Genomic DNA, 22,989 nt, shown 5'->3' with positions numbered 1-22,989 from the left:
AAGCTCCGCTGGATGGTGCTTTTTTCTATTTGAGTATTTTGTGAGATTTTTATAAGTGCATTAAGTTAGAATGAGAACATCGATGATTTGAACTGGAGGCTGTTTGTGAGAAAGGTAAATATCCGCAGACTTGCGGGAATCGGCATATTCTTCTGTATTATCTTTTCTTTGATCTTCATGATCTTCTCACTGACCCGGCCTCCTCAAAATGAGGTAAGCGTGGAGAAGGGAGTACTGGATCTGTCCTCATGGAATCTTGAGCAGCAGGGAGTCGTGAATTTGGATGGTGAGTGGGAGTTTTACCAGGATGAGCTGCTGGGCCCTGAGGATTTCCGGCAAGGCCGGTATGATTCTCCGCCAGCCTATTTGGAGGTTCCCGGCACCTGGCGCGGCAAGAATCCCGCTGGCGGGATGAGCAGCAGGGGTTCAGGCACCTACCGTCTGCAGGTATTATTGAAGGATACCGATGAAATACTCGGCTTGAAAATAAGAAGCATCCGCATGGCCCACCGTCTGTTTATTGGTGGACAGGAGGAGGGGGCCAGCGGGCTTCCTTCCACAGACAAAGGCGCGTTTCAACCCGGAAACACACCGTATTCAGTATTTTTTCATCCGGATGCCCGCAGGCTCGAGATTGTGATCCAAGTCTCTAACTATAATTTTGTCACCGGAGGAATTGTGAACTCCCTCACGCTTGGAGCACAAGAGGACATCACCCGGCGCAATATGATACAGATCGGTTCGGATATCGGAATCATTTTGATCCTGGCCATGTTCGGTGCCTATCATCTCAGCTTCTATTTTGTTGGCCGCCAAGAGAAGGAGTATTTGTTTAGCGGATTTTTCTTATTGTTTCTGGCCTTGCAGAACTCCTTGTATGGGGAAAAGATGTTTCAGCGTCTCCTGCCGTCTGTCCCCTTTGATTTTTCGTATAAGCTGCTGGATGTCAGCCACTTTCTTAGCGCGATACTGATTATTGTGTTCTTTTGTACCGTAGAGTCGCACCTGATGTCGCTGCGCAGGCTGAAGCTGATTCTTACCCCGTTTATGGCCTATCTTGTTATGGTTGTGCTTTTGCCGTACGCGGTGCATATTCGTGTGAAATATTTCTTTATACTCTATCTCTGGATCGTTATGCTCGGCATTGTAGCGAGAATGGTCTATTTGTATATCCGCAGGCAGAGTCAGGTGGCAGACCGTGCAGAGCTGATGCTGTTCATTGGCGGAGCCATTGCGCTGATGATCTATCTGATGAATGACGGCCTCTATTCCGAGAATATTGTGCAGAGTAATTTTACAGGAAGATGCGGAGTTATTGCATTTATTGTGCTCATTAATATCCTGCTGGCTGTAAGGTTCTCGAATGCGTATGCCAAAACAGAGGTTCTATCCCGTAAGCTATGGACAGCGAACCAGCTTAAGGATGAATTCCTGATGAACACCTCTCATGAGATTAAGACACCGCTCCACGGAATAATGAATATGACCTCTTTTTTACTGGAGAATCAGGAAGAGAATCTGCATGCAGGCCAGAAGCAGAATCTGTGGCTGATTAAGGATACGTCCACGAAGCTGTCGATGCTGATCCAGGATCTGATCGATGTCAGCCGGTTGAGGCACGGAGAGCTGCGATTGCACCAGACCGCTGTTGATCTAAGAGTGGCTGTCCAAATTGTATATGATATTCTCCGGTTCGAGCTGGCGGGCAAAGAGGTGCAGCTGCTCAATCAAGTGGAAGCCGATACATGGGTACTCGCGGATGAGAGCAGACTGCGGCAGGTGATGTATAACCTGGTTCATAACGCGATTAAGCATACCAGTCAAGGATCGATTCAGATTACAGCAAGAGTAGCCGGGAGTGAGGTCTTCATTGAAGTGGAGGACACCGGAACGGGGATATCGGAAGAGAACCATGCGGCGATCTTTGAATATTTCGAGCAGGTGGACAGGCTGCTGCCGCAGGACGGATATACCGGAATGGGAGTAGGGCTGTATATCAGCAGGAAGCTGGTGGAGCGTATGGGCGGGGTGATTCGGGTGGATTGGTCGGAGAAGGGCAAGGGGACCCGCATGGTATTTACGCTGCCCGTAGTGGACCCTATTCCAGAATATCAGCAGGCTGCCTTATCCGAACCTTACGCGCTGCATGCCGATGTTGATTATACGGTGCTTGATGTACTGGAGCGGGAAGGGCAGACCATTCTGATTGTAGACGATGAGGCCTCCAACATCCATACACTGCTGAATATTCTCCGTCGTCATGATTATAATGTGCTGGTAGCCTTCTCCGCCAAGGAGGCATTGACCAAACTGCAGGAATATCAGCAAGTGGATCTTGTCATTCTGGATATCATGATGCCGGGTACATCGGGGATAGAATTATGCCAATCACTGCGCAGCCGTTATTCTATACTTGATCTGCCGATTCTGTTCGCCACAGTCAAGGATGCGCCATCCGATATCGCGCTGGGCTTCCGGGCCGGGGCGAATGATTTTGTGACCAAGCCCTTTGAGAGCGAGACGCTGATGGCCCGGATTCATAACCTGCTGGCCATGAAATCGTCGATCCAGGAAGCGATCCGGCATGAGCATGCGTTCCATCAAGCCCAGATCAAACCGCATTTCTTGTATAATGCGATGAGCAGTATCATCTCATTCTGTTATACCGATGGCGTCAAGGCAGCTTATCTGTTAACCATGCTCAGCCAATATATGCGCTTTATTCTCGATATGGATCGCTCCACACTCGTCATTCCGTTGTACCGGGAGCTGGAGCTGATTCAAGCCTATGTGGAAATTGAACAAGCCCGCTTCGGGGAGAGGTTCGACTATAGCAGCCAGGTGGATGATTCCCTGAAGGCAGTGAATATCCCATCCCTCTGTATCCAGCCGTTTATTGAGAATGCCATCCGTCATGGACTGTTCGAGAAGGAGGGGCAAGGCAAGGTTGCCTTAAGGATTCAGGCTGGTGACGGATACATGAGGATTATAGTCGAAGATGACGGTGTAGGCATTCCTGCTGATCTGTTATATACGTTGAACAGTCAAGGAGAGCTGCAAGGAAGCATTGGTATTCAGAATATCCGCAAGCGTCTGGATATGATTCCGGGAGCCAGCTTAAGCATTCATTCTGAAGCAGACAGCGGTACGAAGGTAACGATCTATCTGCCGCTCAGCGGCGGCGGCTCCGGGCAAGGGGCTTCTGAGGAGTAGGAGTAAATATGATTCTGCGTGAAGGAGGGGTCTTCCATGTTTCGGGCGATGATTGTTGAGGATGAACGGCCAATCCTGGATTTAATGAAGGTGCTGGTTGGCCAAAATAGCAATTACAGCATTGTAGGAGCTTTTACGAATCCGGTAGAGGCCTTGGCGAATCTGCAGGAGCTGCAACCGGATATCGTGTTCATTGATGTGGAGATGCCGAGGATGAACGGGCTGCAGCTTGCAGTGCACATCCATGAACAGCTGGGTCAGGCAGAGATAGTGTTCACTACGGCTTATAAGGATTATGCGCTTGAAGCATTCGAAGTAAGTGCACTTGATTATATTCTCAAGCCTGTCACGCCGCAAGCGATTCAGCGGGTCACCGGGCGGCTGTTCAAGCACCGGACAACCCATATTCCCGCAGAGACCGTCAAGTCTAGCTTCTCCGTCCGCTGCTTCGGTGAATTTGAAGTCCTTAATCCGGAGGGACTCCCGGTCCACTTCCGAACCCGCCGGACCGAGGAATTGTTCGCTTATCTTCTCTGCCACCCTGGACGGTATATCAGCAAGTGGAAGCTCATTGATTTGTTGTGGCAGGATGCGAAGGGAGAGCGGGGATTATCCAATCTGCATAATACCCTGTACCTGTTAAAAAAGGTCCTGAAAGAGAACGGAATTCCGATGAGCATACAGAAGCTTAATGACGGTTACAGGCTGGATACGGCAAATAAACAATATGATCTCCTGCAGTATCATCAACTGCAGCAGGTTCACAGTGAGGGCAGACTGACCACAGAGCAAGCCGAAGAGCTCTGTTCGCTGTATCAGGGGCCGCTGCTGGAGGGCAAGAATTACTTATGGAAGATCCCGTTAGAGGAAGCCTTCTTCAAGCAATATACAGCAATGGTCCGGGAATTGGCGGTGGCTGAGCTTACGGCTGGAAATGGAGCAGCAGCGGAATTACGTCTTGAGCAATACTTGTCGCTGTATCCGTTGGAGGAGGAAATGAACCGCCTCCTGATTAGCATGTATAGAGGACGCGGCGCATTAGAGAATATCAATAGACGGTATGAGCAGTTTGAAGCGGCTTGTAAAAATGAGCTGGGGCTTGAGCTGCCGCCGGAAATCAAGAATGAATGGCTGCAGGCTCATTAGTATATCCCGCGACAAAAAGAAAAGGCGTCCCATGTAGCCGTTACACGGCTTATGGGGACGCCTCTTTGCATTGTGAGAACAGGATCAGCCCTTAACCGCCCCCGCGACAACGCCCTTCACAATGTATTTCTGCAGGAAGATGAAGACCACGATCGATGGAAGCACCGCCATTACCATAGCGGTCATGGCATACTGCCAGTCCGAGGTATACTGGCCCACGAAGGTGTAAGCCGCCAGCGTTAACGTCTTCGTCTCCGGTGAACCGTTGACCATCAGCAGCGGGAGCAGGAAGTCATTCCAGATCCACATGACATCAATGATGACGATGGTCGTGGTGACCGATTTCAGCAACGGGAAGATCACGCTGAAGAACAGGCGGAAGCCGGAAGCGCCGTCAATCGTCGCACTCTCGTCAATCTCTGTTGGGATACCCTTCACGAAGCCGTGATAGATGAACACCGCCAGCGGAGCGCCGAAGCCCCAATATAGGAGACCCAGTCCCCAGGTGCTCTCCGACAGGTTGAGGTTCTTGGCGGTCTGGAGGACCGTCAGCATGATCGACTGGAACGGGATCAGCATCGGCATAATGCACAGGAAGTACAGGACACCGCTCCATCTGGTCTTGGTCCGGGCCAGCTTATAAGCGGCGATGGAGGAGATGAATACGATACCGAGCAGGCCGACACCGGTAATAATGAAGTTGTTCAGGAACAGCCGCGGATAGTTGATGAACTCCCAGACATAGGAGTAGTTGCTGAAGGTCAGCTTCTGCGGGAGGGCGATGACATCGGTCATGACCTCGCCGAAGCTTTTGAGCGAATTGATAATCGTAAGAAACAGCGGATACAGGAATAGCAGAGACAAGAGGACCAGAATAACCTCCAGGATGATCTTGCCTGCCTTGTTGTGTTTGGTTGTCATTAGGCCTCTACCTCTCTCCGTTTGAAGACGGTCAGCTGGATGATCGTCACGACAAGCACAGCCAGGAACAGGATAAGCGCTTTCGCCGTGCCGTAGCCGTACAGATTGTTCTGGAACGTATCCCTGTAGATATCATAAGCGATACTATACGTAGTTCCGCCGGGGCCGCCGCCGGTCAGCGACAGGATGACGTCGAATACCTTGATTGAATTGGTGAGCGCCATGAACACAGAGATCGTGATCGATGGGGCAAGCAGCGGCAGCGTAATGCTGAAGAATCGTCTCAGCGGTCCGGCACCGTCTACTGTAGCGGCTTCCTTGAGATCCTCAGGCACAGACTGCAGACCGGCGATGTAGATGACCAGATAGAACCCGATCGACTGCCAGATGGATACGCCCAGGATGGAGATGAAGGCCAGTCCCGGTGTCCCGAGCCAGCTTAGATCGAAGATCGCCCAGCCGGTGCTCTCGCCCAGCGAGTTGAAGCCCTGCATGAAGATGAATTTCCAGATGAAGCCGACAATCACAAGGCTGAGGATATAAGGGATGAAGAAGGCCGCTCTCAGCCAGGAGGTGCTTCTCAGCTTCATGTCCAGCAGCACGGCCAGCAGAATCGCCAGCACGTTGACTATGATAATGTAGAGCACCGCGTATTTAATCGTGAACCAGGCAGCATCCGAGAAGTTGGTATCGCCAGAGAAGATCTGCTTGAAATTATCCAGCCCGACGAACTTGGGGTGCTTGGAGATCCCGTTCCACTTGGTCATCGAATAGCGGATGGTCATGGCGAACGGAATATAGAAGGCTACAGCGATACAGATCAGAACCGGGAGAGTGAAGATTCCGAATTCGAATTTCTCGCGCCATCTTTTGCCGAGTGTTTTTAACATGGATGCACCTCTTCTTGAGTTATAGGGTGGGAGTAGTAGGCCTGGCTTGCCACACTTAACCATTCCGGTTAGTCTATATTGTGTATTATAGAGTAGACCCGTATCGTCAAAAATGGATTTAAGAGTACAGTTAAGGGTAAAAAGGTGAACGGACTGCGGAGGCCGGAAAAGTCCCCAAAACCGGCAGCGGGGAGAGCGGAGAGCATCATGAGAAAAGTGTGGGTTAAGCTGATCGAGCCTTTACTGGCGCGGGTGTCCCGCCGCCTGGCTAACAAGCTGATTCTGTTGTTTACGATTATCATCATCCTGGTGGTCAGTTCACTCACCTACATATCCTATAGCATGCTGCAGCGGGAATCGGTCGATAACAGCATTGCCAGTACTAGCAACAACCTGCTCCTGGTCGGACGGAATCTGGAGAGTTATCTGAGCGGGATTGAGCAATTGTCTCTGCCGCAAATCTCCTACGATGAGTTCAATTATGCGCTTTTGCATGAATCGGAAGACTACAGCTCCCGGATGTACGTGGAGGATTATCTGCGGAATCTGTATTTTTCACGCAATGATCTGGAGGCTGCCTATCTCTATGTAATCAAGGAGCAGAAGTATTATTATGTCACCAAGGAGAACTATAACATCACCGTCCGGGTCTCCGAGCATCCGCCTATTGATGACCTGCCGTGGTATAAGCGGGCGCTGAAGAGTCCGTATAACCGTTCCTATCAGTCGTTCGTGGAGGAGCAGCCGGCCAGCGTGAACAGCGCCGATTACCCCGTCAACCATAGCAAGGTGTTCATGGGCTATCACCGGCTGATCCGCTCCATCGTGTCACGCGAGCCGCAGGCGGTATTATCGCTATATTTGAACTCTTCCGTGACCGATGAGATTATGCGGGATATCCCGTTCAGCACCGGAGAGCATCTGATGTATATCAGCCCGGACGGGGAGCCTTTCAAGGTGGATGACAAGGAATTCTACCGGGAGAGCAAGGAGGCGGGACTGGCGAAGCTGCTGACACCGGAGCAGAAGGGGCGCGTAACCTGGTCTGATAAGGGGCAGAAGTACCTGGTAATCTATGATATCAGCCAAAAGGAAGGCTGGAAGCTCGTTAAGCCGATTCCCTACACGCAAATCTATGAAGCAGCTACAACGACGCGTACGTTAAGTGTGGCGATTGGCCTGCTGTTCCTGATCGTCTCTGTGGTGCTGGTCAGCTTCACCTCGAACCGGATTACCCATCCGCTGAAGAATCTATCGCTCCAGATGCAGCGGTTCAGTACCGGGAGCTTCGATGCGCAGGCTGCGGTTGCAGGCAAGGATGAGATCGCCTACCTGTCGCGTCATTTCAACAAGATGGTCGAGAAGACGAATGAGCTGATCAATGAACGCTATAAAATGAAAATCGTTGAAAAGAACGCTGTCCTTAAAGCCCTGGAGGCTGAAATTAATCCCCATTTCCTGTACAATGCGCTCCAGGCGATCTCTACCAAGGCACTCAAGAACAACAACGACGATATTGTCGAGATGGTGGACAACCTGGCCCTGACCCTGCGATACTGCATTAGCGGCAAGGATGTCGTGCAGGCAAGGGAGGAGCTGCGGCATATTGAGCGGTATCTGGCGCTGCAGAAGGCGCGGTTCGGGAACCGGATGCAGGTGGTGTACGCCTGGGATGAGAGCCTGATGGAGCTGCGGATTCCCAAGCTGTCGCTCCAGACCCTGGTGGAGAACTGCATCAAGCATGCGCTGGAAAAGGTATCAAGTACGGTTACCATCACCATTGAGGCGCGTATCACCGGCACACACAGCGTCATCTCTGTGCTGGACGATGGGCCGGGCATCAGCGGAGAACGGCTGGAGCAGGTGCTCAGCTCCCTTCAGATGCAGTGGGAGGAGCGCGTAGCGGACACGGCCGAAGAGGACGGTATGGAGAGTATCGGGCTGAAGAATCTGAATACCCGGCTGAAGCTTTTGTATGGAGAGGAGTCGGGTCTGGTCATTCATAGCACGGAGCAGGGAACACGAATGGATATGCGGCTGCCGCGGGGAGGAGTAGGACAACATGTATAGAGTGCTGATTATTGATGATGAGGAGCCGCTGCGCGAAGCGATTCATATCCTGGGGGATTGGGAGGGTCTCGGTGTCAGCGAGGTGCGGGAGGCGACAGACGGTAAGGCGGGACTTGAGCTGCTGCGCCGTGAGCGGTTCGATCTGGTGCTGGTTGATATGAAAATGCCGGAGCTGAGCGGAGCCGAGCTGCTGCAGATTGCCGAGCAGGAATTCCCGGACCTGCTGCTGATTGTGATCAGCGGCTATAATGATTTCGAGTATACGCGCCAGGCCATCCGCTCGAAGGTGGTGGATTACCTGCTGAAGCCGGTGAACCGCACAGATCTTAACCATGCACTGCGCAAGGCGGTGGGGGTGCTGGAGGCCAAGCGGAAGCGGGAGAGCGAGTTCATAAGCCGCAATATTACACTCAATATGTCGCTGCCGAAGCTGAAGGAGAAGATGTATCTGTCCATCATTGACCGGAGCTTCAAAACCCAGTCCAATGAGGCTTTTCTCCCGCTGATCGGGGCGGACGGGGCGGCCAGCCACTTCGCTGTCGGCCTTCTGCGGATGCTGAATCTGGAGAAGGTGCGTAAGGAAAGATTCCATGGAGACCGGGATCTGCTGCATTTTGCCGTAACGAATGTGATGAACGAGAACACGGACGGGCAGTTCGAGTCGTTCAGCTTCGCCAGCCCCAAGGGGGAACGCGAATTCATTGCAATCTTCACCATGAAGGGCGGTTATGAAGCGGATGCGGCCTTCCTGTCGCTGCACCATATGAAAAAAGCAGCCTCTACCCTGAAGGAGCTGTTCGGGATCATCTGTGCAGGCGGAATCGGGGAGCCTTGCAGTGATTCGCTCAGCATTGCCGCTTCTTATGAGCAGGCCAAAGCATCACTAGATACGATTGACCTGCTCAGCCTGAGGGGCAGTCTGATTGTGCAGGGCATCGTGATGAATCCCGTAGCGAAGGATATTCCCTCCCTGACGGGGCGGATGCCGCAGATTCGCAGCGCGCTGGAGGGCGGGAATGTGAACCATGCCCGCAGCATCCTCAGCGAATTCATCCGCAAATGCCAGGAGACGGAAGGCTTCACGCTTGGTGAAGCGGACCGGACCCTTCAGGGCTTTCTCTTGCTGCTGGGCGAGATTGCTGCCCAGCTGGGTGCCATGCCGCCGCAGATCCGCAGCGGGAAGGACAGCAGCCTGGCAGCTCTGGGCATCCTCAGCGACTTCTCCTCCTTTGAGCAGTTTGCGGGCGTGCTTAACGATATCTTCGACCGTTATGCGGGCGAGATCAGCCGGACAGTGGCCGGAGACCGCAGCAGCGTGCTGGAGAATATCAAGGCATACATTGATAACCATTATTTCGAGGATATTAAGATATCGATATTCACGGAACAATATTTCCTGAGCAGAGAGTATCTGATGAAGCTGTTCAAGGGACAATACGGCTACGGCATTCACGAGTATGTGCAGAAGGTAAGGATGGACAAAGCCAAAGTACTACTGACCGATCCTGCCCTCAAAATTCAGGATATCTCTGAAATGCTGGGGTATAAGGACAAGAACTATTTCAGCAAGGCGTTCCGCAATTACTATGATTGCTCCCCTTCTGAATTTCGGCTGCAGCTGCCAGGGGTAGAAAAGTGAAACGGTTACATGGACACTTTTTTACCCTCATCAGTTCACTTATGTACCTTCTTATCCTTTTTCTTTTTATTTAGAATGATGAGCAAGACCACAAGATGCATAAGGAAAAAGGGGGCAACATCATGTTAAAACGATTCATGGCATTATCTGCGAGTCTGCTGCTGGTGGGCGGACTGCTGGCCGGCTGCGGCGGAAATAACACCAATAATGCCGCTAACAACACGGGTGGAGCAGCTGGTTCAGGCAATACACCAACGGATTCTGCTAAGCCCGTCACGATTAATATGTTCACCGCCTCTCCCGAATACACGGATGCCTTCAATGCTTATATTGCGGAATACAAGAAGGTTAAGCCGAATGTTACGATCAATCTGGAAATCATGCAGGCAGACTACAATACGGTGCTGAAATCCAAAATTGCCGCCGGCAGCACACCGGATGTGTTCCAGACCACGGCGGGCGGGGATATCGATACTTTTGCCGAATACAGTGCCGATCTTACCAATGAACCGCTGGCCGCAGCGATGACGGATGCCGTCCGCTCCAACATGAGCTCTACCGATGGCAAAGTCCTCGGACTGCCGGTGAAGGGCAACCTGTTCGTCCTGATGTACAACAAGAAGCTGCTGGCGGATGCCGGCATCACTGAAGTGCCTAAGACAACTGCTGAAATGGACGATGCGATTACCAAGCTTGAAGCCAAGGGCATCACACCCTTCGCCAACGCCTATAAAGAGTGGTGGGTATGGAAGCATATCTTCCAGCACTTCGTAGACGCCGCAGCGACCGATGCCGGAACCGATGCCAAGACGCTCGTAGCGGACTTCATCGCCGGGAAGACGACCTTCAAGGATCATCCGGTGCTGAGCGATAACTTCTTCAGCTTCATTGATACAACGGTTAAACACGGAACAGACAAGCCGCTTGAACGCGACAGCAATGCTGAGGTCAGTGATTTTGCTCTGGGCAAAACAGCCTTCATGACCGGTAAAGGCGCGTGGGATGAAGAAGCGATTAAGAAAATCACCCCTGACTTCGACCTCGGCATCGCCGGGTATCCTGTCAGCGACAAACCGGAGCAGTCCCAGATTATCACTGGTGCTGACCAGGCACTGCGGATCAATAAGGATTCTGCGGTAGCGGCAGAAACGATTGAGTTCTTCAACTGGCTGTATACGTCCGACTACGGGAAGAGCTGGTTCTCTAACGTAGCCAAGGTCATTCCTCCAATCAAGGATGCTCCGATGCCTGACCTGCAGATGCCTAAGGAAATGGAAGAAATCCTGAAGACGGAGAAATCCGGCGACCTGTCGGTGAATTACTCCCTGGATACGTTCCACCAGAAATTCGGTGAGCTGATGCAGGCTTATATCGGCGGCAGCAAGACGAAGGATCAGGCGATGGATGAAATTCAGAAGGCCTGGATTCAATTCGGGTCTGCGGAATAAAATTAGGATTAAGGATGGCCTCTGAGGATTGCTGAGAGGCCATCTTTCTATGTAATGCGGATTGTTAGGCGGGGGAGGGGGTGTAAGTGGTTGGACGTAACTACGTGAGCTTTGGATTTCCGGCCGCTGTTATGTTTGGATTTCCCGATTTAAACTGCTGGCCGCAGTAGAAATCCAAACCTAAAGGCGGGCGCTATCGCTCCTCCAATTCCAAACCTCCCTCCGTTACTTCGCCACTTATGCGGCTGCACAAAAATTCAGGGATTACGAATATAAGAGAAGACCTTATATTCAGGATGGGCCAGGAAGTGCAAAGAGACCAAAGATAAACAAAGAGACCAAGATAACAACCTTTGTAAGGAGGCAAATTAGGCATGGACAGCAGGCTCATAGACATAGCCGAGAACGGGCTGTATCTTACGATTGAAATTACTGGGGAGCAGGATGTGCGGCTGCTGCATTTCGGCGCAGCGCCGCTGGAAGCAGGGAGCATAGAAGAGAAGCATAAGGCAAGCTTCCGGCTGCTGGAGCTGCAGCTGTCGGGGGAAGACCGAGAGGAATATCACGGGCGGACGCACCGTGCTTCTTATCCGGGATTGCGCATGGTGTATGACGGGCATAGGGACACGGTGAATCCGCTGGGACGGAAGCTGGAGCTTACACTGGCTGACCCGTTGACGGGTGTAAAGGCAGTACAGCATTATCAGTTCTATACCGGTGTGCAGATTGTCCGTTCCTGGACAGTGGTTCGAAATGAAGGCAGTGCAGAAGCGGCTGTAGAGTATATCTCTTCATTCGCACTCACTGGAGTGGACAAAGAGGGTAGCGGAGACCGCAATGACAAAATCGAAGTGAGTATTGCTCACAGCGGGTGGCAGAGTGAACTGCAGTGGAAAAGCTACAGCCTGCCCGAGCTGGGCATGTCCCATCTCGCCGATCGTGGATCGAAGCGGGTTGCCGCCAGCAATACCGGCTCCTGGTCGGCGGCTGAGCTGTTGCCAATGGCCGTGCTGCGCAACAAGGAGAGCAGAAGCAGCCTGTTCTGGCAGATTGAACATAACGGCTCCTGGCACTGGGAGCTGACGGATCAGGCAGACCAGCTTACACTGCTGGTCAGCGGGCCTACCGAGCATGACAATCACTGGTGGCGGAGGCTCGCCCCCGGCGAAGCTTTCACCTCCGTGCCGGTGGCCGCAGGTGTAGTAGAGGGCGGGTTCGGAGAGGCGGCAGAGCAGCTTACCGCATACCGGCGGCTGATCCGCAGACCGAATGAGGATAATGAGCTGCTGCGGGTGATTTTCAATGACTACATGAACTGTCTGTGGGGAAGCCCGACAACGGAGAAGCTGCTGCCGCTGATTGATGCCGCTGCCGAGGTCGGCTGTGAATACTTCTGTATCGACGCTGGCTGGTATGCTCCCGGCGAGTGGTGGGACGGGGTCGGCGAGTGGGAGCCTTCAGCTGAGCGCTTCCCGGAAGGCATCAAGTATGTGCTGGATGTGATCCGCAGCAAGGGTATGATTCCCGGCCTCTGGCTGGAGCTGGAGGTGATGGGTATCAACAGTCCGAAGCTTGCGGAGACCGACGACAGCTGGTTCTTCATGCGCCACGGCAAGCGGGTCAAGGACCGCAGCCGCTATCAGCTCGATTACCGTAATCCGGCGGTCATCAAGCATGCTGACAGCGTGATTGCCCGGCTGGTCGGGGAATACGGCGTCGGGTATATCAAGATGGACTATAATATCAATGCAGGCATTGGCACGGAGACGGCGGCGGACAGCTTCGGGGATGGTCTATTGCAGCATAACCGCGCTTATCTGGCCTGGCTGGACAGCATCTTCGCCCGTTATCCGCAGCTCGTCATCGAGAACTGCTCGAGCGGCGGGATGCGGATGGATTACGCCATGCTCAGCCGCCACAGCATCCAGTCTACCAGTGACCAGGAGGATTATGTGAAGTATGCTGCCATTGCTGCAGGCTCTCCGGCTGCACTGACTCCTGAGCAATCGGCGGTCTGGTCGTATCCGCTGCGCGAGGGTGACGATGAAGAGGTCATTTTCAATATGGTTAACTCGCTGCTGCTTCGCGTTCATCAGAGCGGCCATCTGGCCGAGCTGACGCCAAGACGCCGGGCGCTGGTGAAGGAGGCGCTGGATTACTACAAGTCTATCCGCGCCCACATTCCGCAAGCCTACGCCTTCTGGCCGCTCGGTCTGCCTGACAGTGGAGGGGAATGGATCAGCTTCGGCTTGCGTCATGGAGACATCCGCTATATTGCTGTATGGCGGATTGCCGGAGAAGCGGCTGCGGTCACGCTGCCCATACCTGAGCTAAGGGGCCGCGGGGCGGAGGCCCGGTGTGCGTATCCTGGGGCGCACGGGGCGCAGTGGAGCTGGGACGCCCCGGAAGGCAGCTTGACCGTTACGCTGCCCGCCGGCAAGACTGCGAGGCTCTTCGAGCTTCGTTCGTAGGGCCAGCTTCGCACACCTAGAAGAGGCTGAACAGCTGATATGGGGTGGTTTGCATACAAAAAGGGGTATTTCTGCACCGGTGAATGGCTGCTGAAATACCCCTTTTTTGCTACTTGATGAAGCTTAGGCTTAACAGCAGCAAACGGCGGGTGTAGTAAAAGGACAAGAGCAGGAGGAACGCTAGAACTAGGCTGAAGGGCAAGCTGAGAAAGACCGGGACGGAATAGGATGGGGTCAGCCCCATCCCTATGGCACTGACTCCGAAGGTCCGCAGCAAGCCGGCTATCGGAGCGATGATGGCACAGATGAGGCTCCCGGCCACCCAGACGCCCAGTACGGGCAATGCAAAGAGGATGACGAATCCTTTTGCCAGATAGTTCAGCAGTATAGGCATTGCACCAGAAGAAGAAGATTTCATGTTGTGTACCTCCATCGTTATGTATTCATCTGAATAATCTTGCCTATCCGGGAATGTGGATGAATCGTCAGCGTCTCCCGGTAACGGATCTCCCGGATGGAGCAACCCGGCCCGAGCGTAACATTCTGTCCGCACACAAGGTCTGCCTGCGTCCGGTATAGGGTGAGGTCAGCCCCTTCAATGATCCCGCAGCGCAGCTTGCGGAAAGGACTCAGCGGAATAGGGAGCAGCCTGGAGGAGGGCGACACGATAATATCACCTGCCGAGGTCATGTGCCTGATCTTGCACAAGGCCCCCAGCTTGATGCGGATGGTTCCCATGCAGGACAAGCGGTCTATACGTACGCAGCCCTCGGCTATGAATTCTTCTGCGGCAACCTCACCGGTAACAGACAGGTATCCATTGGCCGTGATGCTCACGCCCCTGAGTTCAGGAACGCGCAGACTGCCGAAGCTGCTCAGCTCCTGCGTATTGCAAGATAACCCTATGGAGCATTCTCCTCTAAGCCTCAGGCGTGCTGTGGTCAAGCTCCCGCTGACATGCAGGTGGCCCAGCACCTCCACATGGGAGGCATCCATATCCCCCCGGCAGATCCGGGAGCCGTTGATTTTAAGAGGTTTATTGGCCGCAGGTGTCGGGTTCAGTGCAGGCATAGGTTCAATCACCACCGTTATATATTATTTAAGTAACTATAATATATATTAAATGAAATATTTAATCAATATATGTTCTTTATCAAAAAAACTGCACTCCCCGATGGGAAATGCAGTCTGTGCTTAAAGGATAGCCGTTGATGCTACTGTAACATTCCGCCCATCAGCTCATCGATCCTCTGCAGGGCAACCGATATTTTGTCAAGGTCAGTCAATGCAAAGGTGTCGAAGAGAGAAAGGATGTGCTGCTTGCCTGATCCGGTGAGAACAATATTGACGACTCTGCGGTCTTCCTTCGTGCGCATTCTCTCGATGTATCCCAGATCCTCCAGCTTATCGCACATGAACGAAGCGGCTCCCGGCGTAATGACTAGCCGCTCTGAGATATCCGTAATATTAAGAGAGCCGCTGAGCTGCAGCAGGAACATCAGCATGATCTGGTTCTGCGAGAGTGACCCTTTTTTCGTAATCCGGTCTATGAACGCCTGTGACTTTTGCTGCACGCTGGCCATATGCTCCATGACGGTATAGACGGCTTGCTCTTTCTCAGCTTCTTTGCTCATGGAAACACTCCAATATAGTATATTACGTAAAATATATAGATTGTATATCTTTCTTGTCAAGTAAAGGAAGAGTATAGTTCCTAAGGAGCAGCCGTAAGCTAAGGGGAGAACCGCTTCAGCCATACCCCTCCAGCATTACGGGCAAAAATTGAATGAAAAGAATAAAATGGATATAAAACGGTTTCGATTATAAATTTGTCGAAAAAACTCTAAACTTTGTCGAATTTTTTGTCGATAAATATCAAAAGATGTAGAAATAAAATTGACAGGAAAGAAATAGCACTTTACAATGCTATTATAGACTAATCATTTCTACTTATTAGAAGCTTTGATAGCTTTTAACACCGAATGATGATCCAAGTGTTATTTCAAGGGAGGATGCATAATGATGAAAGCAACTGGCATAGTAAGAAAAGTAGACGAACTGGGACGTATTGTGATTCCGATTGAGCTGCGCAGAACAATGGGAATTGACATAAAGGATCCGCTCGAAATTTTTGTGGACGGCGAAAAGATCATTCTCAGAAAATATGAACCTACTTGCATCTTCTCCGGAAGTTCCGAGAACCTGATCAACTTCAAGGGTAAAATGGTCAGCAAAGATGTTCTTGATGAACTGATCTCAAGCTTCGACAACGTATAAGTTAAGATTCTGAGGCAGCAGGCAGTATGAACAGAAGGGATCGCAGTGTAAGCACTCCATGTGTTTGCACTGCGGTCCCTTTCTGTAATTAGGGGTTCGTAGACAACATCTGCTGCTTCCTATATCATTAGGGCGTGTGACCGAAGAACAATTGGAAGGGATGATTCACCTCATGAGCAACGAAGAACAGACACAGGCGGGGAACAGACCGCTGCCGAACTTAAACCAGCCGGAAGCCATCGTATTTGATATGGATGGTACGCTGTTCCAGACAGAAAGCCTGTTATTGCCCGCCTATCATAAAATGTTTGATATCCTGCGGGAAGAAGGCCTGCATTCCGGCCCGACTCCGCCGGAGGAGCGCATCCTGGGCAGTCTAGGCATGCTGCTTGCGGATATCTGGAAGAACGTAATGCCGGAAGCGGATGAGGCGGTACACCGCCGGGCGGATGAACTGCTCCTGCAGCTGGAGATTGAGGGGCTGGAGGCCGGAGGGACAGTCCTGTACCCTAAGGTAGTCGAGACGCTGCGTGCGCTGCACGCGCGCGGAGTGAAGCTGTTCGTAGCCAGCAACGGGCTGGAGGATTATATCCATAGCATCGTAGTCGTACACGAGTTGAAGGACCTGTTCGAGGGGCTGTACAGCGCGGGCGGCTCGGGCACGGCAACGAAGACCGAGCTGCTCGGCCTTCTGCTGGACAATCACAAGATCGGCGGTGCCTGGATGGTCGGGGACCGTTCCTCCGATGTACAGGCGGGCAAGGGCAACGGACAGACCGTTATCGGCTGCGCCTATGCCGGCTTCGGGCGGCAGGATGAGCTGAAGGGCTCGGATGTCATTATCTCATCATTCGATGAATTGATTGCGCTGTATGATAACAGCACAGCGCAAAGCCTGTAATCAGCCAGGCCAGAAGCGGGCTGTGTATATACAAGCAAGCAGAACCGGATGTCATTTCCGCCGTACTACAGGCGTGAAGGGCATCCGGTTTCATATCTTGCGGAGCGGACGCGGATTCATCTCGAAATTTCATACCTTTTCTCGAATGAGGGCCGTTTCATTGCAGGTGCTCAAATTTTATACTGGTACTGTAAGCGTTTCACCAGGAATGAGCCTCAGAAGCTTGGCGAAGCGCGGCGTTGGCCAGATACTGTATTTGGAGGGATAGGGTTGCACAAGCTGTTTCTGGTTGAGGATGAAGCCCTGATCCGTACGGGCCTCAAGCATTTGATTGAGGAGGTCATCGGCGGCTTTCAGGTGGTGGGTGAGGCAGAGAACGGAAGACTTGCACTGGAGGCACTCAAGAGTGTGAAGCCTGATGTCCTGATCTCGGATATACGGATGAATGAAATGAACGGGCTGGAGATGATCCGGCGGGTCCGTGACCAGTACCCTGAATTGTATATCCTGATTCTGAGCGGGTATGCCGATTTCGAATATGCAAAGCAGGCCATCAAATACGGCATCAGCGATTATCTCCTGAAGCCGGTTGACCGCACGGAGCTGGCCCAGGCCTTAGGGGAGTTCAAGCGCAAGCATGGAGCCCGGAATGCTCTGCCGGGCCAGCCGGAAGAGGGGGAGACCGACCAGAAGGGCAGGCAACTGATCCGCAAAGTGAAAGAACTGGTTGCCCAGCGGCTGGATCAGGAAATTTCGCTGCAATATATGGCGGAGCAGGTGCATCTGAATCATCAGTACCTGTCGGTGCTGTTCAAGACGGAGACCGGACAGAACTTTACGGATTATGTCTCCCGGTGCCGGATGAACCGGGCCAAGCAGCTGCTGAAGGAGACGAATCTCAAAATCTATGAGGTTGCCAAATTATCCGGCTACCTAAGTTCGAAGCATTTCATGGCGGTATTCAAGGACTATACCGGCTGCACCCCAACGCAATACAGGGAGCAGCAGTAATGTAACCGTTCACTTTAGAAGAAGAAGGAGGAGCAAGGATGCGGAAATATGAAGTGGTTGTGGCGGGAGGCGGGGTGTCCGGCTCCATCGCGGCTATCGCAGCAGCAAGAGCAGGCGCCCGGACGCTGATTATCGAGGCGGGGGGGTTCCTGGGCGGAACCCTGACTGCTGCGGGCGTAGGACCGATGATGACTTTTCACGCGGGGGATAAGCAGGCTATCCAGGGAATCACCGATGAGCTGATTCAGCGGCTCCGGGCGCTCGGCAAATCGCCGGGGCATATCCCGGATGCGACGAATTACACCTATTCGGTGACACCATTCGATGCCGAAGCGATGAAATACGAGCTGGATCTGATGCTGCAGGAGAGCGGAGGCGAGGTGCTGTATCATACGATGCTGGCCGGTGCTGAAGTCTCCGGCAGACGCATTACATCGCTTACCTTGTGCAATAAAGCCGGGCTTAGCAGGGTCTCGGCGGATGTATTCATTGATGCTACGGGGGATGGTGATCTGGCGGCCTGGTCCGGCGTCCCGTTCACCAAAGGGCGCGATTCCGACGAGCAGTCGCAGCCGATGACCCTAAAGATGAAGATGAGGGGAGTAGACACGGAGAAGATCAAGGCGTATATCCGGGAGCACCGTGAGGACTTTCCGCGCATGAATCTGGATATTACGGTGATGGACTCGGCGGCCAGACTCTCTGTCGTCGGCTTCGACAAGCAATTCCGTGAAGCGAAGGCGCGCGGTGAGATCAGTATTCCGAGAGAGGATGTGCTATTCTTCGAGACGAGCAATCCCGGTGAGATTATCATGAATACAACGCGCATTCTCGGCAAGGACAGCACAGACCCGTGGAGCCTCAGCGAGGCCGAGATTGAGGGCCGCAAGCAGTGCCGGGAGCTGGAGCTTTTTCTGAAAAAGTATATTCCCGGGTTCGAAGATTCAGTGGTTGTCTCCACAGGCCCGTCTATCGGCGTACGCGGCTCCCGCCAGATCAAAGGTGTGTACACACTGACCGCACAGGATATCCTGTCGGTGAAGCCCTTCGAGGATGTGATAGCCCACTCCGGGTATCCGATTGATATTCACAGCCCGGATGGCGAGGGAACGGCAACAGATCATCTGGAGTGGGGCGCGATGTACGGCATCCCTTACCGCTGCCTGATCACCAGCGAGATCGACAATCTGATTGTTGTGGGGAGATGCCTCTCGGCTACCTTTGAAGCCCAGGCGGCTGTGCGGACTACACCGACAGTAGGCGCAATCGGGCAGGCGGGCGGTACGGCGGCAGCACTGGCTGTCAAAGAGGGAGTTCCTGTGCAGCAGGTGGATTATAAGAGCTTGCAGGAGATGCTTGTGGCGCATGGCGCTTATCTGGAAGTGTGACGCGCGGCGTCATAACTGTAATATGTGCAACTAAAGCGGCTGGTCAGCCCCCCACCAACGTTCAATAGATTTGTAAATACTTCTTATAACAACGTATATTCAACAAAAATTTAGGAGGAATAGGTTTGGAAACCGTGCAAATTATCGGGATTTTACTTGTTTTCATTGTGTTTGTGGGTCTGATGATGACCCGCAAGCTGACCACACTGCTTGCATTGCCAATGATGGCAATTCTGCTGGCGGCGATTGCCGGCATCCCGCTCCTGTCTGATAACCCGGACACCTTCACCATCACGAAGGGTGTGCTTGCAGGCGGAGCCATGAAGCTGTCCACCGCGATCGCGGGACTGATCTTCGGCGCCTGGTTCGGCCAGATTCTCAGTAAGGTGGGTATCACGAAGACCATTATCCGCAAGGCAGCGGAGCTGGCGGGAGATAAGCCGCTGGCGATAGCCATTATCTTTTTCCTCGCCGCCTCTGTGATCTTCTCGGCCGCGAACGGACTGGGTATGGTTATTCTGGTCGGGACCATCGCTATCCCTATTATGCTGACAGCCGGACTTAAGCCCTTTGTAAGCGGTCTGGTAGTACTACTGGCCAATGCGGTCGGTGTGGTGTTCAACGTCTCTACCTGGGCGATCTATACCGATGTGCTTAAGGTACCAACGAACACGATTGCTTCTTATTCGCTCGTCTGTGCCGTCCCGCTGATTGTGATTGCCCTGATTATGATCGTCTATTACACCCGCAAAGACGGCAAGGTCCGCCGCGCCTGGGCAATGCCGCTCAAGCCGGAATTTCAGGCTCAGGACAACAAGAATGTAAGAGCGATTGCGCTCATCAGTCCGCTTGTTCCGGTGCTGCTCGTGTTTTTCCTGAAGGTGGATATTGTCTCGGCGGTCTTCATGGGGGCTCTGGTCACCCTGCTGCTGGCCACCCCTAAGCGTCCATTCCATGTGTTGTCTAGTGCGCTGGTTGAAGGCATTCAGGATGTGGCCGGTGCGCTGGGTCTGATGATCGGAATCGGGATGCTGCTTAGTGCGGTAACTGCGCCACAGGTGGCCTCGTTAATCCAGCCGCTGATCGAAGTCATTATTCCGACGAGTCCGCTAATGTATATTCTCGTCTTCACCCTGCTCTCTCCGCTGGCAATCTACCGGGGGCCGCTCAATGTATGGGGGCTCGGCAGCGGAATTGCGGCACTGATCGTGGCTGGTGGCATGGCCCCTGTGGCAGCGATGCTCGCCCTGCGTATTGTGAGCAATCTGCAGGCCGTCAGTGATCCGACCAACTCGCATAATGTCTGGATCGCCGATTACACGAAGACGGATATTATTGAAACGCTGCGCAAGACGCTGCCCTGGATGTTCGTTGCGGTGATGATCTCGATGATTATCGCGGGAATGATTGCCTTTTAGAGACTCTTAGAGACCTAAGCTTCATGGAGAGGAGAACCTGCTATGAGCAATAAACAGATCAGAATCGGCATCGATGTCGGAGGAACCTTCACGGATGCCGTGGCGATAGATAATGAGACCTTTGAGGTGCTGTCTAAGGTCAAAATGCCCACCACGCACCACGATAAACGCGGAGTCGCCAGCGGGATTGTCCAGATTATCCAGCGGATCATGAGCGAGAACGGCATCCTTCCCGGCGATATCAAGTTCATCGCCCACGGGACGACGCAGGCCACCAATGCGCTGCTCGAAGGCGATGTTGCCCGTGTCGGCATCGTAGGGATGGGGACGGGGCTGGATGCCCGCAGTGCCCGCTCGGAGACCAATGTGGCGGATATCGAATTGGCTGCGGGCAAGTATCTTACTACGTATCACAAGTTCATTGACTCCCGGGAACTTACAGCGGAAGCCATTGACGATGCGATTGACCAGCTGCTGGCCCAGGGGGCAGAGGTTATTGTAGCCTCGGAGGCTTACAGCGTCGATGATCCGGCCAATGAGCTGAGAGTGATGGAAGCGGCGCGCAGCCGGGGAGTGTACGCCACCGGCGGACATGAAATCTCCCAGCTCTACGGGCTGAAGACCCGGACCCGCACAGCGGTCGTCAATGCGAGCCTGATCCCCAAGATGATGGAGACGGCCAATATGACCGAGCAGGCGGTCCAAGAAGCGGGAATTACCTCCCAGCTGATGATCATGCGCTGTGACGGCGGGGTCATGAGCATCGACGAGGTGCGCAAGCGTCCGATCCTGACCATGCTGTCGGGGCTGGCGGCCGGCGTGGCCGGTGCCCTGATGTATGAGAAGATATCAGACGGCATTTTCTTCGAGGTCGGCGGCACCAGCGTAGATATTTCCGTAATCAAGAACGGTAAGGTCATGATTGAGAACGCCCAGGTTGGCGGACACAAGACCTATCTGCGCTCGCTGGATGTGCGGACGCTGGCGGTTGCCGGAGGCAGTATGATCCAAATCGGCGGGGGCAAGATCACGGATGTCGGCCCGCGCAGTGCGCATATTGCGGGACTGGAATACGAGTGCTTCACCGGCAAGGAGAACCTGGAGCAGCCTGCGATCGGTCTCGTCAGACCGCGCGAAGGAGACCCGGATTATGTCACGGTTCGTAGTAGGGGAGGACAGGAATATGCGCTGACACTGGCGGGAGCAGCGAATCTGCTGAACCATGTGCCGGAGACGGATTATGCGCGCGGGAATATGGAGAGCACGCGGATCGCCTGGCAGGCGCTGGGTTCTCATCTCGGGATGTCTGCGGAGGAGGCGGCCAGGGCAGCGATGGATATTGCCATCCGTAAGGTGATGGCGGTGGTGAATCAGATGATCAGCGATTATGAGCTGGACGCCGGATTCATTACGCTGGTGGGCGGCGGAGGCAGCGGTGCAGTTCTGGTCCCGGCCATGGCTGCGAAGGAAGGCTTCAAGCACCAGATTGCGAACAATGCGCCGTATATCTCCACGATTGGCGTCGGGATGGCGATGGTCCGCGAGCAGATCGAGAAGACGGTCGTGGGTGCCACCGAGCATGATATCAAGCTGATCCGGGCAGAGATTATGGAGAGGATTGTCCAGTCCGGGGCGAACGAATCCACGGTCGATGTCACAATTGAGATCGACTCCCAGCGCAATATTCTGCGGGCGATCGCCACCGGCTCCACGGAGCTGCGCTCGAAGGATCTGGCCAGCCGCGCGGTGCCGGTGAATGAGCTGAAGCTGACGGCGGCGGATGCGCTGGGCCAGCCTGCGGAGCAGACGGAGCTGAAGGCAGCCTCCGGCAGATGGTATCTGTTCGAGGCCAGCGAGATCAAGAAGTCGATGTTCGGCCTGGTGAAGAAGAAGCTCAGCCATGTGAGCGTGCTCGACCGTGAGGGGGTGGTGCGCTTCAAGAAGACCAATGCGTATCACCTGGCTTTTCTGAAGAAGAATATGGCTGACCGGTTCGCCTCGTTCCTGGAGGAGAATACGATCTATTCGGATGCAAATGCCACGATCCCCAAGACCTTTGTTTTCTATAAGGAAAAAATGCTCGATTTGACCGGGATGCAGACCAAGGAGCAGCTGTTCTCCATTCTTGAGGTGGAGACAGGGTTGCTTGAGGACAACAGCGAAATGCTCGCCGTCGTCTATCAGTAGGAGGTGGAC

Annotated in this window: 17 protein-coding genes; 12 read left to right on the top strand and 5 right to left on the bottom strand. The window is 53.4% G+C overall.

Going from position 1 to position 22,989, the window contains the following annotated elements:
• The first annotated feature begins 105 nt into the window (after positions 1 to 105).
• Both MHH78_RS26385 and MHH78_RS26380 read left to right on the top strand, forming a co-directional pair.
• Positions 106 to 3,213 carry an ATP-binding protein gene (locus tag MHH78_RS26385; RefSeq protein ID WP_341169353.1) on the top strand — a complete coding sequence of 1,036 codons (3,108 nt, stop codon included), beginning with the start codon at positions 106 to 108 and terminating at the stop codon, positions 3,211 to 3,213.
• 36 nt (positions 3,214 to 3,249) lie between these two features.
• Entirely contained in the window at positions 3,250 to 4,359 is a 1,110-nt protein-coding gene (locus MHH78_RS26380; protein WP_341169352.1) for a response regulator, read from the top strand.
• Positions 4,360 to 4,443: 84 nt separating this feature from the next.
• Here MHH78_RS26380 and MHH78_RS26375 read toward each other — a convergent pair whose 3' ends face one another.
• Positions 4,444 to 5,280: a carbohydrate ABC transporter permease gene (locus MHH78_RS26375; RefSeq protein WP_341169351.1), complete on the bottom strand. Its 837-nt coding sequence runs from the start codon at positions 5,278 to 5,280 to the stop codon at positions 4,444 to 4,446.
• Positions 5,280 to 6,170: a carbohydrate ABC transporter permease gene (locus MHH78_RS26370; RefSeq protein ID WP_036721513.1), complete on the bottom strand. Its 891-nt coding sequence runs from the start codon at positions 6,168 to 6,170 to the stop codon at positions 5,280 to 5,282. The genes MHH78_RS26375 and MHH78_RS26370 overlap by 1 nt, the downstream gene beginning before the upstream one ends.
• 207 nt (positions 6,171 to 6,377) lie before the next feature.
• Between MHH78_RS26370 and MHH78_RS26365 the strand changes: the two genes are divergently transcribed.
• From MHH78_RS26365 to MHH78_RS26350, 4 genes are all read left to right on the top strand, one after another.
• Positions 6,378 to 8,240 (top strand): cache domain-containing sensor histidine kinase, encoded by a 1,863-nt coding sequence (locus MHH78_RS26365; protein WP_341169350.1) that lies wholly within the window; start codon positions 6,378 to 6,380, stop codon positions 8,238 to 8,240.
• A complete protein-coding gene (locus tag MHH78_RS26360) occupies positions 8,233 to 9,879 on the top strand; it encodes a response regulator transcription factor (protein WP_341169349.1) in 1,647 nt (548 codons plus the stop codon). The genes MHH78_RS26365 and MHH78_RS26360 overlap by 8 nt, the downstream gene beginning before the upstream one ends.
• A gap of 122 nt (positions 9,880 to 10,001) precedes the next feature.
• A complete protein-coding gene (locus MHH78_RS26355) occupies positions 10,002 to 11,327 on the top strand; it encodes an ABC transporter substrate-binding protein (protein WP_076079030.1) in 1,326 nt (441 codons plus the stop codon).
• Positions 11,328 to 11,701: 374 nt separating this feature from the next.
• A complete protein-coding gene (locus MHH78_RS26350) occupies positions 11,702 to 13,798 on the top strand; it encodes a glycoside hydrolase family 36 protein (RefSeq protein ID WP_341169348.1) in 2,097 nt (698 codons plus the stop codon).
• A gap of 109 nt (positions 13,799 to 13,907) precedes the next feature.
• Here MHH78_RS26350 and MHH78_RS26345 read toward each other — a convergent pair whose 3' ends face one another.
• The 3 genes from MHH78_RS26345 to MHH78_RS26335 form a co-directional block, all read right to left on the bottom strand.
• Positions 13,908 to 14,216, bottom strand: a complete 309-nt coding sequence (locus MHH78_RS26345) for a hypothetical protein (protein ID WP_036721527.1) — start codon at positions 14,214 to 14,216, stop codon at positions 13,908 to 13,910.
• A gap of 17 nt (positions 14,217 to 14,233) precedes the next feature.
• On the bottom strand, positions 14,234 to 14,869 hold the full coding sequence (locus tag MHH78_RS26340; protein WP_341169347.1) for a hypothetical protein: 636 nt from the start codon (positions 14,867 to 14,869) through the stop codon (positions 14,234 to 14,236).
• Between the two features lie 143 nt (positions 14,870 to 15,012).
• Positions 15,013 to 15,432 (bottom strand): MarR family winged helix-turn-helix transcriptional regulator, encoded by a 420-nt coding sequence (locus MHH78_RS26335; RefSeq protein WP_341169346.1) that lies wholly within the window; start codon positions 15,430 to 15,432, stop codon positions 15,013 to 15,015.
• A gap of 385 nt (positions 15,433 to 15,817) precedes the next feature.
• Here MHH78_RS26335 and MHH78_RS26330 point away from each other — a divergent pair, with 385 nt between their 5' ends.
• The 6 genes from MHH78_RS26330 (at position 15,818) to MHH78_RS26305 (ending at position 22,980) form a co-directional block, all read left to right on the top strand.
• The gene (locus MHH78_RS26330; RefSeq protein WP_036721536.1) at positions 15,818 to 16,075 is read left to right on the top strand and encodes an AbrB/MazE/SpoVT family DNA-binding domain-containing protein; all 258 of its coding nucleotides are present in this window, start codon (positions 15,818 to 15,820) and stop codon (positions 16,073 to 16,075) included.
• Between the two features lie 172 nt (positions 16,076 to 16,247).
• Positions 16,248 to 16,976, top strand: coding sequence for an HAD family hydrolase (locus MHH78_RS26325; protein ID WP_341169345.1), 729 nt, complete (start codon positions 16,248 to 16,250; stop codon positions 16,974 to 16,976).
• A gap of 270 nt (positions 16,977 to 17,246) precedes the next feature.
• Positions 17,247 to 17,987: a response regulator transcription factor gene (locus tag MHH78_RS26320; protein WP_076079025.1), complete on the top strand. Its 741-nt coding sequence runs from the start codon at positions 17,247 to 17,249 to the stop codon at positions 17,985 to 17,987.
• A gap of 38 nt (positions 17,988 to 18,025) precedes the next feature.
• Entirely contained in the window at positions 18,026 to 19,375 is a 1,350-nt protein-coding gene (locus MHH78_RS26315; RefSeq protein WP_341169344.1) for an FAD-dependent oxidoreductase, read from the top strand.
• A gap of 134 nt (positions 19,376 to 19,509) precedes the next feature.
• A complete protein-coding gene (locus MHH78_RS26310) occupies positions 19,510 to 20,793 on the top strand; it encodes a citrate transporter (RefSeq protein WP_235191726.1) in 1,284 nt (427 codons plus the stop codon).
• Between the two features lie 42 nt (positions 20,794 to 20,835).
• Positions 20,836 to 22,980 (top strand): hydantoinase/oxoprolinase family protein, encoded by a 2,145-nt coding sequence (locus tag MHH78_RS26305; protein WP_341169343.1) that lies wholly within the window; start codon positions 20,836 to 20,838, stop codon positions 22,978 to 22,980.
• Positions 22,981 to 22,989: the final 9 nt, after the last annotated feature.

Origin of the sequence: Paenibacillus sp. FSL H3-0333 (assembly GCF_038002805.1) — a bacterium.
In the GTDB taxonomy this organism is placed as follows: Bacteria; Bacillota; Bacilli; order Paenibacillales; family Paenibacillaceae; genus Paenibacillus_AQ; species Paenibacillus_AQ silagei.
This window is presented reverse-complemented; position numbering and strand designations above follow the sequence as displayed.